This window comes from Arthrobacter sp., from assembly GCF_030540645.1.
Taxonomy (GTDB): domain Bacteria; phylum Actinomycetota; class Actinomycetes; order Actinomycetales; family Micrococcaceae; genus Specibacter.
Genome location: NZ_JAUNVV010000065.1, coordinates 7,591 through 21,068, shown reverse-complemented (window position 1 = coordinate 21,068; position 13,478 = coordinate 7,591). Strand labels below are relative to the sequence as shown.

Here is a 13,478-nt window from a genome sequence, read left to right as displayed (position 1 = left end):
TGTCGCCCGAGTTGTCACCTGAGGTGTCGCCCGAGTTGTCACCTGGTTCGGTGGTGCCGGTTGGCAGTACCACCACAGCCAGTGAACCCGTGGCGTCCAGATCGGCGGCATCCGTTCCGAACACCACAATCTGGTGTTCGCCTGCTGCGGTGTCAGCCGGGATGGTTGCTTCCAACGTTGCCACACCGGCATCGTTGGCTGTGGCAACGCCCAGCTCAACGGGTGCCGAGTGTAATTCGGCACGCAAAGAGCTGCCGGGCAACAGGTCGGCCACCGTGATGGTGACCTTGTCTCCCGCCTTCAGCGTGGTTGCCGGTACGTTCAGGGTCGGAACCAGGGCGGCCGCTGCCGGAGGCTCGGTTTCGTCGGCAGCTGTGACCACTACGGCCAAGGTACCCGTTGCAGGCAGGCCGTTGGAGCCCAGACCCGAGACGGTCAACGTGGCGTTGCCCGTTGGCGTGCCTTCCGGCACGGTCACGGAGAGGTTTGCCACGCCGTCGTTGTTGGCTGTTGCCTTGCCCAGTTCCTTCGAGCCCAGAGTCAAAGTGCCCTCTTCGCCAGCCTTGAGACCGGAAACGCTGATCGCTGCCTTCGTGCCAATCTGCAGCTCACTGGGAGCCGTGATGGCCAGCTTGACCGGTACTTCCTTGGCCGTCACCGCAAGGTTCGCGGAGCCGGTGGCGGACTGGCCGTTTTTGTCGGTGCCTGTGACGGTCAGCGAGGCTGCCCCGACAGCGGCATCGGCCGGAATGGCCAGCGTGAACGTGGCAACCCCTGTAGCGTTGGCCACTGCCTTGATGGCTGCGCCACCGCCGAACGTCAGGCTGGCGTCGGAGCCAGCCAACAAGTCAGCCACTGTGACCTGATGCGTGGAACCCTGCACGACGGCGTTGCCGCCCTCCACAGTGGGAACCAGCGTCAAGGCAGGAACTTCATCGCCACAGCTGAACTTGGCGTTGGCCCAGTCAGCCCATTCGTCACCGGTGAGACCGGCAACTGCCACCTTTGCAACGTTGAGGTCAACATAGTTGACCCCGGTGACGTCCGCGGTGAGGGCGAATGCTGCGTCATCAACGGTCAGCTGCGGTGACTCTGCCAGCTTCGTGCCGTCCCCAACTACGGAGAAGACAACGTTGCCGCGGTGGGTTTTGGTCAGCTTCGCGTCGTCGATGCCCACCAATGCGGTGAACGTGGTGCACTGGGCGCCCAGGTAGAAGCGGACACTTGAAGTTGCATGCACGCCAAGGCCCTTTTCGTAGACCGTGCCGGCGAGGGTGATCGGTGTGCCGTCGCCCTCGCCGTTTTCACCATTGTTCAAATCGCGCTCCACGGGACCCCATCCGTTGACCGGGGTGCCCACGAACTCCAAGTCACTGGCGAACGTGTCCTTGGTGGGTCCGGCAGGCGGTGCCTCAACAATGCTGATGGACACGGAGCCGGTGGCAGCCTTGGAGTTGCTGTCAGTGCCGGCCACGTTGATGGAGGCGTTGCCGAGTGCAGCGTCGGTGGCAACTGCGTAGCTGAAGGTTGCAACACCGTCGGCACTGGCTGTTGCCTTGCCCAGCTCGGTGGTGCCGAGTGAGAAGGTTGCCTCGGAGCCGGCCAACAAGTCACCAACGGTAACCGTATAGGTCTTGCCCTGCTGCAGCGGACCGGCGGGGTTGACCACGGGGGCCAGCTCCACTGCCGGTGTGTCGTCGGAGCAGCGGAACATGGCGTCGGCCCAGTCAGCCCAGTCGTTGCCGTTGTTGCCGTTGGGGTCAACCACCAGTTCAATGTACTTGGCGCCGTTGAGTTTGACGTCGATCTGCTTGGCAGGTGTGGCACCTGTCATGACGCCGGAGTTGTAAAGCTCTTCCCCGTCGCCGAGCACCTTGAAGATGACCGATCCCTTGGTGCCCTGGAAATCGTCAACACCAATGAGTGCGGTGAAGGCCGAGCACTGTGCACCGACGAAGTACTTGATTTTCGATGCTGCGTGAACGCCCAGGCCCTTGCTGTAGGTCTTGCCGTCAAGCGTGAGTGCCTTGCCATCCTTTTCGCCCTGCTCACCGTTGCTCAGGTCCTTCTCTGCCGGACCCCAACCGTTGTCCGGTGTGCCAATCCACTGCATGTCCGAGGCATAGGTGTCCTGGGTGGGCGGGTGCGGCATGGTGTAGGCGCCCAGTGTTGTTTCCGCCACGCGGGCCCCAATGGGAGCCACCGTGGTGGTGTAGCTGGACTTGGCCTTGATGTTGTAGTTGCCATCGGCTGACGCGGGCGCCAGCACGTTCCACTTGGTGACGAGTGTTGCCCCCGGTGCCATCGAAGCAGCCGTGCTGGGGGTGGTCGCCGTGGCGGTCCAGCCCTCCGGCAGTTCGAGGGTTACCGATGCGTTGTTGACCGGGGCCGGCTCGTTGGAGACCAACGTGGTGGTGAACTCGTTGTCCGTGCCCTGTTCAATGATGGGTCCGGTTTGTGCCAGTGACAGCTGGGCGCAGGCCGGGGTCTTGGTGGACTCACCCAAGTCACGAATCAACAGGTTGTCCAGGGAGAAATCAGCTGCTGTGGTTCCGCTTCGCAGCAGGCCCACATAACTGTCACCACAGGCTGATGCAGTGAAGTTCTGCACCCAGCGTGTTGTCTCCTGCATGAGCGGGACAGGGGTTGACTGCGTCTGCACAGCTCCCGCTGCTCCGTCGTAGCCGCCCACCCAGGCGTATTCGCCGGCCTTGGCCGACTGGTAGTCGAAGGAGACTTCGTAGTCGTGACCCTGCTTGAACGGCATGGTCGCCGGAGTGGTCCGGTACACCAGACCGCCGTTTTCCTCGTGGGAGAGCAGGCTGAAGTTGCCGTCAAGGACGTTGTCGATGGGCTTGTTGTTCCAGCCCTTCTGCGTGTATGGGGCGTGGATGGGGGCAAGGTGTGTGCGCGGATCGGTGATGCCGCCGGCATTGCCCTTCACGAACGGGCCCCAACCCTGGTCAACGTTTTCAAAGTCTTCGGCCAGGACAACCCCTGACGGTGAACCGGAAACCACGTCGGCGGCGCTGACATGTTCCGTCTTGACTACGCGGAAGTCGTCAATCAGCACTGCCGTTGCCCCTGCTGGAGCGGAGAACTTGACGGTGGGGGCCTCGCCGTTATTAGCGACGTCGATCAGCACGCGCACGCGCTGGCTGTAGGTGCGGTTCTTCTGGTCAGCGGCAACTGTGTTGAACAGTGCCGAGGAGTTGGTGGTGTTCTTCACCGCGGCCTTGCCCGACACTGTCGCTTCAAGAGTGGTCTCGCGCTTACCACGAGGAAACTTCTCCCGGCTTTCCAGCGTCGGGTCGATCTCAACCCAGGCACTGACGGAATAGGTGCCCTTGTCCAAGGGAGCCAGCGTCTGGGTGATGCTGGAGGCTGCTGCGCCAAACTTGACGCTGCTCAGGCCCTTTGCGGAGGTGCTCAGATTGGCATCCCCTTGGGCTGCCCAGGCGTTGAGGTTGCCGGAGTTGAAGCCGGGATCCGTGATGCCCGTGCCGTGGCCCCAGTCAGCGTTGTCGTTGGTCGGAATCGTCGCCAGAGCGGTGGTCGGTGCCAGCACATAGGCTGTGTTGGCCTTGGGGTTCAGGGTGATGCCGCCGGCAACAACGGGCACATCTTGGACAAATTTACGGCCCTGGTCGGTGAGCTCATAGAGTTTCAGTGTGCTCTGCGTGGCGAAGGCCGGGGTCAGTTTCCATTCCTGGGTGCCGCCGTCCCGGCTGTAGTTGTACAGCTTGGTCTGGTCGTAGGTGTTGTTCACGGCCTCTTCACCGAACTGAACCAAGTCACTGGACCAGGGGAGCAGGTAGTTGTGCCCTTCCAGGACCTTGGTACCGTCCTGGGTGATGATGCGGTTGTCCAGTGTGGTGCCGGTGACGCGCAGGTTGTTCTCGAGCGTGATGGCTTCGGGCGTCCACGTGGTGATTTCCTGCTGCTGGAGGAACTTGGCCGGGACGTTGTTGTCCCACACGTTCTTCAGGAAGTTGTTGTAGTTGTTCTGCCCTGTCCAGCCCTGCCACTCCACGAGGTGCGGGGTGCCCAGGCGCGGATCGGGGTTCCAGGTGTCGCGCTGGGTGTTCTGCGAGAAGCGCAGGATTTCCGAGTTCCAGCCCTTGTTGGTGCTGCCGCCGTAATTCTCATCCACGGCCCAGTGCGACCAGGTGTTGTTGCGCACCATGGAGTCGGCCCATTCCGAGGAGACAGAGTAGCCTGCGTTGATCAAGTTGCGCTGCAGGCGCTCGCCCACCCAGCCTGATTCGTAGTAGACGTCAACGTAGTTGGCAGTCAGGTTGTCATTGACTGACTTGGCCATCCCGTCGAGACGGACTTTCTGGTCGCCGGAGAGCACGTCGTGGCGCTGGTCAATGATGTATGCCTGCTCGAGCCAGTTCCAGTTCTTCTGCGGCGGTTGCTTGATGAACTGTTCGTTGAACGAGTGGGCGGAGGGGTACGCCTCGGTGTTGTTGATGTGAACGCTGAAGGTTGCGCCAAACTTCTTGGCCTGTTCCAGCATGGTGTTCATGTCTTCGAGGCCGCCGGCGCGCACATTGAAGTTGCCGTCAAAGTCGGTGTTGGCCGAGTCGTGGCCCTCCGAGGTGAAGCCCTTCTCCAGTGAATACTGGCCGAGCCCGTCCGTGGCCAGTGCCACGTGCTTGACGTCATCCAGGGTGCGCAGGAACGGGTTGGTAGCCTGGCTGGCAAAGTTGAAGGGGATGGTCTGAACCACGCGGTTCTTTACATCTTCCCAGCCATAGGGCTTGATCTGAATGTCGCGGGAGGCGATGGCGCCGTCTTGCCAGTCAACGTTTCCGTCGGAGTTGACGTCACCGGTGATGACTACCTTGGCCATGGGCAGGGGTTCGGTCTCGGTGGAGTCCTTGGCACGGTACAGCCAGGCGCCGGAGGAGAAGCCCACTTTCTTGTTGGCGCCGTCGCTCTTGACCTGGCGCCAGATCCGGCCCTTGTCGGCACCGGCGAGTCCGTTGTCCGGGGCACCGTAGGCGCCGTCGTACATCGAGTTGCTCTCAAAGCTCGCCGCCAGATCCGTCGTGTTGGCGATGGCTACCATGGACGTCTTGGCTGCATCATCAACAGGCGTGGCGGCGGTGAGTGCGGTGATGGTGTCGCCGGACCTGGCGCGGTCAACGGAGACAACCGCTGTGGCCAGTGTCGAGCCGGGCTGGGCCGAGGAGAGTGTTACCAGGTCCTGATCGAGGATTTGGATGCGGTTGACCTTGGCGGTGCCGGTTTCCTTGATCTCGGTGATGTTGAACGTCAGGACGTTCTTGTCCACGGCCAGTTTCGCCTTCAGGCTCACTCCGTCCATGCCCGGAACCGCGATGTTGTAGTCGATCGACGTGCCGTCCGGATTGACCTTGGAGGTCACGGTGACGTTTTGGTCCACGCCGTTGATGCGAATTTTCGTGGCGACGGCGGTGGCGCCGGTCATGGTCTTTTCGCCAAGGGTGTAGTTCAGCGCTTGGGGGAACGCGGTGGAGACCTCAACGGACAGCGTTCCAGAGGTAATCACCGCCGTTCCATCTGCCGCGTAGGCAGGAATTGCCGCAGCGGCGGGAATGATGGTGCCGGCCATGACTGCGCCGGCGATCCCCATCCCCAACCACTTGCGTTGGTGTCGAGCGAGTGACATCAAGATCTCCTTGAACATTTTTTATTGCGGGTGTGGGCGCCATGTAGCGCGCCTGTTGGTGATGATGCAAAGCCAGCGCGGGCACCTCCATGAGCCACCTCACACTGTTATCGATAACATTAGTGCATGGTTTCAGAACTTGTGAGCTGTTGTACAAACATTTCGTGACTCCGGCGAAGATGCTGAAAAGTGGTCCTTTTGGATAGTGGCAAATGATTGAATCTGATGTTTTCTAGGCAGATACGATCATTAGGTGCTATTGTGGTGCATAGTCCCGACAACTTCAGCTGGCCGTTCGCGGCGCCGCTGGAACCCCAAACAAGGAGAATGCGAAGCATGAGCGACAGCAGCGACAACACAGTACTTGGCCCCTTCATGGACGCCGAACTGACAAGCCAGCCTGAAGTATGGGCGCAGGCCATTGCCCAGGCAAAGAGCGAGAACCTGCTCCCGGCCGACGGCCAGCGCGTTGCAGTCATCGGCTGCGGCACCTCATGGTTCATGGCACAGAGCTACGCCGCAGCCCGTGAGTCCGCTGGCAAGGGTGTCACAGACGCGTTCGCCGCCTCCGAGGCTTTCCTTGGCGCCGACCGCGGCTACGACGCCGTCATCGCCATCACCCGCTCAGGCACAACCACTGAAGTGCTGGAGATCCTGACGGCCATCAAGGGAACCGTCCGCACGGTGGCCCTGGTTGGCGATTTGACCTCCCCGATCATGACGTTGGCAGACGCAATCGTAGAACTTCCCTACGCCGATGAGCAGTCAGTGGTGCAGACCCGCTTTGCCACCACCGCCCTGACCTACCTGCTGACCAGCGTCGGCATGGACCTCAGCGCCGCCGTCGAGGATGCCAAGTCCGCAGTCATCACGCCTGTGGAGCAGGAACTCATCGACGCCGAGCAGTTCACGTTCCTGGGCACCGGCTGGACCGTTGGCCTGGCCCACGAAGCCGGCCTGAAGATGCGCGAAGCAGTGCAGGGCTGGACCGAGTCCTACCCGGCCAAGGAATACCGCCACGGCCCCATCTCCATCGCAGCACCAAACCGTGTCACCTGGATGTTCGGCGAGCAGCCCGAAGGCCTTGACAAGGACGTTGCCAAGACCGGTGCGCTGTACATCAACACCACCACGCACCCGCTGGCCGAGCTGGCTCGCGTGCACCGTGTCACCCTGGAGCGTGCCCGCGCCCGCGGCATGAACCCGGACCTGCCGCGCAACCTGTCACGCTCGGTCATCTTGAGCGACTAATTCCGCCGATTGCGCCAGAGCTCCGGCTAAACTGATGGGCGCCCCGCTTCCCTGTGGGGACGGGGCGCCCATGGCCGCTGTGCCGCTGAAAATATGTTGCTGTAAAGAATGCAATGAACCCGCACGTGACAAGGGCATGGGCAGTGCCCACTGAAGGAAAACAATCTTCATGAATACACTGAATGACAGTGCAGAAACAGCCGCTGCGCCGTTGAATGACGCCGTCCTGGCCTTCGATGTCGGCGGCACGGACATGAAGGTTGGGCTCATCCTGGGCGACGTCAGCCAGGGCGAGGTTGACGTGCGCGATCTACAGCGCCACCCCACCCCGCTCGACGGCGCCCGCTCCGGTGAAAGTGTTTGCGCCAGGATCGCTGAACTCACCGCAGAATACCGGCAAAGCCACCCGCAGCTGAACATTTCCGCTGTGGGTGTCACAGTGCCGGGCATCGTGGATGAAGCCGCAGGCGTAGGCGTGTATTCAGCGAATCTTGGATGGCACGACTTTCCGTTCGCAGCCACGCTGACGCAGTCCCTGGGCCTGCCCGTAGGATTCGGGCACGACGTCGGCATGGCCGGGGAAGCAGAATTCCGGCTCGGAGCCGCCGTGGGCAGAAGCGATGTCCTGGTCCTGGTGATAGGTACAGGCATTGCAGCCGCCGTGATGTGCGACGGCAGGCGTGTTGCCGGTGGAGGCTACGCCGGAGAAATTGGCCACGCCATGGTGCCCGGCCCTGATGGCAAGCTCGCGATCATGGAATCCTTGGGCTCTGCCGGTGCCATCGCACGCCGCTATACGCAGGCCACGGGGGAACTGGTGGCAGGCGCCCGGGACGTTTTGGCACGCGCCGCGGCCGGGGATCAGGCCGCGAAAACTGTCTGGAAGGACGCCGTCGACGCCTTGGCGTTCGGCGTTGCCCAATGCGTTTCCATCCTGGGCACGGAAACAGTTGTTCTCGGTGGCGGGCTGTCCATGGCCGGCGCCCCTCTCTTTGACGCTCTGGCGGCGCGTGTTGATGAACTCCTCACCTTCCACCGCCGCCCGGAATACCTCCATGCGGCCCTGGGCGAAAACGCCGGGCTCATCGGATCAGCCTTGAAGGCCCGCAGCATGCGTGCCGCCGAGAACTCCCCCCAACCAACAGTCGAACCAACAGTCGCGCAGGAGCCAGCATGAGCACAACACCCGCCAACAATGTGGTTTTGACCGTCACCCCCAACCCGGCTGTTGACGTCACGTACACCGTGGACGGTATCAACCTGGGCTCATCCCACCGAGTGCCAACTCCCTTGTACCGCGCCGGCGGCAAGGGTATGAACGTTTCCCGTGTGGCACACCAGCTCGGTCACCCAACCCTCGCCCTGGCAACGGCTGGCGGCCCGGCCGGTGAGCAGCTGCGTGCGGACCTGGTGGCCTCCGGGATGCTGCACCACCTCGTTCCGGTCGCGGCAGCCACCCGGCGCACCATCGCCCTGGTGGACACCGCTGCGGATAACACCACCAGCATTTTCAACGAAGTGGGCCCCGCGCTCACCGGCGCCGAATGGCAGAGGCTGGCAGCGGCCGTCGTCGATCACCTGGGCGGTGTGCAGACGTCCGACGGCGTGAGCCGCCCGGGCGTGATCGTGGGCTCCGGCTCCCTCCCGGAGCAGGCGCCGGCGGATTTCTACCCGGCACTGGTGGCATTGGCACACGGCGCCGGTGTCCCCGCCATCATCGACACCTCCGGCAGCGGTATCTTGGCCGCGGCCAAGGCCGGCGCCGATCTGCTCAAGCCCAACAACCACGAGCTCATGGAAGCTGTTGGCGAGAAGGACCTTGTCCTGGCTGCGCGCAAGCTCATGGACCTGGGTGCCAAGCGTGTGCTGGTCAGCGTTGGCGAGGAAGGAATGCTCGCCTTCAGCGCCGACGCACCCACCAGCTACATTCAAGCCAAGCTGCCGGCACCGCTGAGCGGGAACCCCACGGGCGCCGGCGACGCGGCGGTGAGCGCGGCCGCCGTCGCACTTGCCAACGGTGTGGAAGACCTGCGTGAGATCCTGCGCAGCGCCACGGCTTGGAGTGCCGCCGCCGTGCTCATGCCAGGGGCCGGGGAAATTTCCCCGCGTTTCGCGGAACTGGCCGACCAACTCATCATCACAGACCACTAAGGAACCCTTCATGGCATTGACCAACACCCGCGACATCATGGACCTGGCTGCCAAGGCCGGAATCGGCCAGGGCGCCTTCAACGTCATCCACTTGGAGACGCTCGAAGGCCTCATTGGCGGCGCCGAAGCGGCAGGGCGCCCAGTTATCCTGCAGATTTCGGAAAACTGCGCCAAGTATCACGGGGGACTGGAGCCGGTGGCTTTGGCTTCCCTGGCTGCGGCCCGCAAGGCGAGTGTGCCCGTGGCAGTGCACCTGGATCACGCCGAGGACGAGGACCTGGCCCGCGAGGCCGTGGACTTGGGTTTTGGCTCCATCATGTACGACGGCGCCCACTTCGAGTACGAACAGAACGTTGAAGTGACAGCCCGCGTTGCCGCCTATGCGCATGAGCGCGGCGTGTACGTGGAAGCTGAGCTGGGCAAGGTCGGCGGCAAGGACGGCGCGCATGCTCCCGGCGTGCTGACCGATCCTGCCGAAGCGGCAGCATTCGTGGCGGCAACCGGCGTGGATGCCCTGGCCGTTGCGGTGGGCTCCTCACACGCCATGACCGAGCGCAGTGCGGCGTTGAACCTGGACCGCATCGCCGAGCTCAAGGCAGCCTTGGACGTGCCGTTGGTACTGCACGGCTCCTCGGGTGTCTCGGATGAGAACATTGTGGCCGCCATTGCCGCGGGCATGACGAAGATCAATGTCTCCACCCACCTGAACGGCTTCTTTACCCGCGCCGTGCGCGAGTACCTGGATGAGAATCCCGCCGTCGTGGATTCACGCAAGTACTTGGGAGCCGGCCGTGCCGCGCTGATCCCGGAAGTTGCACGGCTGCTTTCCTTGTTTGCCCGCGCGGCCTAACGGCACGCACCACACACGATGGCCAGCACGGCCGCCCCGGGAGAATCACATGAACAGAACTGAGCGCCTCACCGCCATCCTGGACCTTTTGGCCGCCGATGGGCAGGTGGAAGTCGATGAAATTGTGGAAAAGTTGGGAGTTTCACCGGCCACCGCGCGCCGGGACCTGGACTCCCTGGCCAACGAGCGGCTGCTGACACGCACCCGTGGCGGGGCCACCAGCGGATCTGTTTCCTACAACCTTCCGGGGCGGTACAACCGGGACGACCACGCTGCCCAAAAGCAGCAAATTGCCCATGCGGCCAGTGCCTTGATCCCGAAGGGCGCCGTGATCGGGTTGTGTGGCGGCACCACCAGCACGGCGCTGGCGCAGGTGCTCTCCACCCGTGAAGACCTGATGGTGCATTCCAACCGTCCCACGTTGACGGTTGTCACGAATGCCATCAACATTGCGGCTCAGCTGGCCATCAGGCCGAACTTCAAGATCATGGTCACCGGCGGCATCGTGAACCCGCGATCCTACGAGTTGGTGGGACCCTATGCGGACAGCATCCTGCAAAGGGTGGCACTGGACTTCGCCTTCATCGGCGTCAACGGCATAGAGCCCGGCGCCGCACCCACCACGAATGACGAGGCTGAGGCGTCGGTGAATTCACGCATGGCGCGGCGCGCCTCGGAGGCATACATCTTGGCCGACGCCTCCAAGATTGGCAAGCGTGCCTTCGCCACCATGGAGGAGGACACGTTCCAGAATCTGATCACGGACTCAGGGGTAACCGAAGAGCAGCTCGCCGCGTTCCGTGAAGCCGGCACCAACGTGGTGGTGGCTCCTGCCCCTGACGTGGTCTGAGCGGGCCTTATTTCAGGCGGACCGCCGGCTAAGTCTCCTACTGCGTTTTCTTGGCCGCGGATTTGCGCTTGGGAAGTTTTGCGTGCTGAAGTTCGACGTCGGCTGCATGGTCGGGTGCGAACGTGATCTCATCCAGTGGCGGGCGTTCATAGCCGCCCGACGGCGGACGCTGGGGGATGACGACCACGTCCCGATTCAGCTGCTCGTACGGCACCTGGGTGAGCAGGTGCGCGATCATGTTGATGCGCGCCCGCCGCTTGTCGTCCCCGTCCACCCCCACCCAGGGCGCCTCGGGAATGTCGGTATGCACCAGCATGGTGTCCTTCGCCCGTGAGTAGTCCTCCCATTTCGTGATGGAGAGCATGTCATTGGGGCTGAGCTTCCAGCGCCGCATCGGATCCTCGCCACGGGAGCGGAAACGGTTCTCCTGCTCGACGTCGGAAACGCTGAACCAGTATTTCAACAAAATGATGCCATCTTCGACCAGCATCCGCTCGAAAATCGGCGCCTGGTGGAGGAAACGGTGGTACTCGGCATTCGTGCAGTACCCCATGACCTTCTCGACGCCAGCCCGGTTGTACCAGGAGCGGTCCATCATCACGATCTCCCCGGCCGCCGGCAGGTGTGAAACATACCGTTGGAAGTACCACCGCGTCTTGTCCCGCTCGCTGGGTGTGGGCAGGGCGACGATTCGTGCAACACGGGGATTGAGGTACTCGGTGACACGCTTGATGGCGGAGCCCTTGCCCGCGCCGTCCCTTCCCTCGAAGATCACCACGACGCGCGCGCCTGTTGACTGCACCCAAGCCTGCATCTCCACGAGCTGTGCCTGCAGCCGTTTCAATTCGGTCTCGTAGAGTTTCTTGTTCATGCGCACACCCATGGCTGGTCCTTGTCTGGGGATAGTCGAAAGCTGTTCGTACAGCATCTCACTGAGCGGTGCAGCTGTCAGCGGAACACGCATCGGGGACAAGGGAACGTCCCAACCCATAAAGAATTGTTATCAATGTAGTCAAACTAAGTCTTAGACTTGGATAATGATGTGACGCTAATCTCTTTTCAACGCAAGAAGCGTGATCCAGCTAACATGAAGGCCGTTGATCCACGATGAAGAGCAGAACTCGCACTCCCAGTCCGCAGGCAGTTGCACCCCCGATTCCGGAGGTCAAAGTTGATGGCGCTGTGGTTGCGTGTCCCCGGCCCGTGATTGACCGGAAGGTCACCGTAGCCAGCTTGGGAATATTGCTGATCTTTGTGCTGGCAACACTGATTTTCCCCACGCAATCCTCCGCTGCCATCAACGAAGGGTTCGCCACGTCCGCCAAGTGGCTGGGACTGTATTGGCAGGGACTGCTGCTGGCAATCTTCCTCTGTTCCATCGCGTTGGCGCTGACACCGTGGGCCAGGGCCAAGCTGGGCGGGCCGATGAAGCCGGAGTACGGGCGGTTCAAGTGGGTTGCCATGATCATGTGCACCCTGCTCGCCGGTGGTGGAGTGTTCTGGGCCGCAGCCGAGCCGATCTCGCACTACGTCTCCGCCCCTCCCTTCTTCGGCACGTCCGCCGGAAGTCCAACAGAAGCGGCAAACATCGCGCTGGGGCAGAGCTTTGTGCACTGGGGATTCCTGGCCTGGGCCGTGCTGGGATCGCTCGGCGCGATTGTCATGACCTACGGCGTTTCCAGGGGCATGCCGCTTCGTCCCCGCACGCTGCTCTACCCGGTCATGGGCCGAAAGGTGCTGACCAGCTGGGTCGGCACAGTTGCCGACGTGGTGAGCATAATTGCGGTGATGGCTGGCACGGTAGGGCCGATCGGCTTCCTCGGGCTGCAGGTTTCCTACGGGCTCTCGCGGCTCTTCGGTGTGCCGAACAACTACGCTACCCAACTGATCATCATCGCGGTGCTGACCGGTCTTGCCGCGCTCTCGGTTTCCTCCGGCCTGAGTAAGGGCATTCAGATAATGAGCCGGCTCAATATCTGGCTGGCCCTGGCTCTCATGGCGGCGGTGTTGGTGCTGGGCTCGGCCGGCTATATTTTCAAGTCGTTCATCGGCGGCTTCGGCGTGTACATGCAGAACTTTATTCCGACGTCCCTCTATCAGGGTGATCAAGGGTGGGTCGCTGGATGGACCGTATTCTTCTTTGCCTGGTTCCTCGGATATGCGCCATTGATGGCCATCTTCGTGGCAACCATTTCACGCGGCCGCACAGTGCGTGAGTTGATTCTGTTCACCGCAGTTCTGCCCCCGATCGTCACCTGTTTCTGGTTCACTGTGCTCGGTGGCACCGGCATCATGTTCGAACAGCAGAATCCGGGCTCCATTTCCGGGCCGTTGGCCAGTGACGGCCTGCCCGCCGTGGTCATGACCATTGCCGAACAGTTGCCGTTCTCCGGGATCATTGCCGTGGGCTTCCTGGTACTGACAGTTATGTTTGTGGCCACCACAGCCGATTCTATGTCCTACAGTGTTGCCCAATCGTGCACCGTCGAAGGCGAGCCGTCAACCAAGCTGCGGGCCGCCTGGGCCATCATCATGGGAGTGGCGGCCGCAGTACTGATTTCCATTGGCGACGGCGGAATCACCGCACTGCAATCCTTCATCGTCATCACCGCCGTCCCTGTCGGATTCATCATGCTGCCGTCAGTGTTCGCGGCCCCGGTGTTCGTCCGGCGGATGGCGCGTGAGCAGGGTGTTGTCAAGACAAAGGATCGAGTTCT

The 13,478-nt window shown here is 62.3% G+C and carries 8 protein-coding genes; 6 read left to right on the top strand and 2 right to left on the bottom strand.

Features of this window, described 5'->3' with window-relative positions; all coding sequences use genetic code 11:
* A partial coding sequence (locus Q4P21_RS11990; protein ID WP_303388999.1) for an endo-alpha-N-acetylgalactosaminidase family protein occupies positions 1-5,659 on the bottom strand: 5,659 nt, incomplete at its 3' end.
* 336 nt (positions 5,660-5,995) lie between these two features.
* Here Q4P21_RS11990 and Q4P21_RS11985 point away from each other — a divergent pair.
* From Q4P21_RS11985 to Q4P21_RS11965, 5 genes are all read left to right on the top strand, one after another.
* Positions 5,996-6,910, top strand: coding sequence for an SIS domain-containing protein (locus Q4P21_RS11985; RefSeq protein ID WP_303388998.1), 915 nt, complete (start codon positions 5,996-5,998; stop codon positions 6,908-6,910).
* Positions 6,911-7,079: 169 nt separating this feature from the next.
* A complete protein-coding gene (locus tag Q4P21_RS11980) occupies positions 7,080-8,087 on the top strand; it encodes an ROK family protein (RefSeq protein ID WP_303388997.1) in 1,008 nt (335 codons plus the stop codon).
* Positions 8,084-9,061, top strand: a complete 978-nt coding sequence (locus tag Q4P21_RS11975; protein ID WP_303388996.1) for a 1-phosphofructokinase family hexose kinase — start codon at positions 8,084-8,086, stop codon at positions 9,059-9,061. The genes Q4P21_RS11980 and Q4P21_RS11975 overlap by 4 nt, the downstream gene beginning before the upstream one ends.
* A 10-nt stretch (positions 9,062-9,071) precedes the next feature.
* Entirely contained in the window at positions 9,072-9,911 is an 840-nt protein-coding gene (locus Q4P21_RS11970) for a class II fructose-bisphosphate aldolase (protein WP_303388995.1), read from the top strand.
* 49 nt (positions 9,912-9,960) lie between these two features.
* On the top strand, positions 9,961-10,761 hold the full coding sequence (locus Q4P21_RS11965; protein WP_303388994.1) for a DeoR/GlpR family DNA-binding transcription regulator: 801 nt from the start codon (positions 9,961-9,963) through the stop codon (positions 10,759-10,761).
* Between the two features lie 37 nt (positions 10,762-10,798).
* On the opposite strand, the gene ppk2 is transcribed toward Q4P21_RS11965, so the two are convergent.
* Entirely contained in the window at positions 10,799-11,632 is an 834-nt protein-coding gene (gene ppk2 / locus Q4P21_RS11960) for a polyphosphate kinase 2 (protein ID WP_303389000.1), read from the bottom strand.
* A gap of 236 nt (positions 11,633-11,868) precedes the next feature.
* Between ppk2 and Q4P21_RS11955 the strand changes: the two genes are divergently transcribed.
* Positions 11,869-13,478 (top strand): BCCT family transporter (locus tag Q4P21_RS11955; RefSeq protein WP_303388993.1); only part of this gene is annotated, 1,610 nt, incomplete at its 3' end.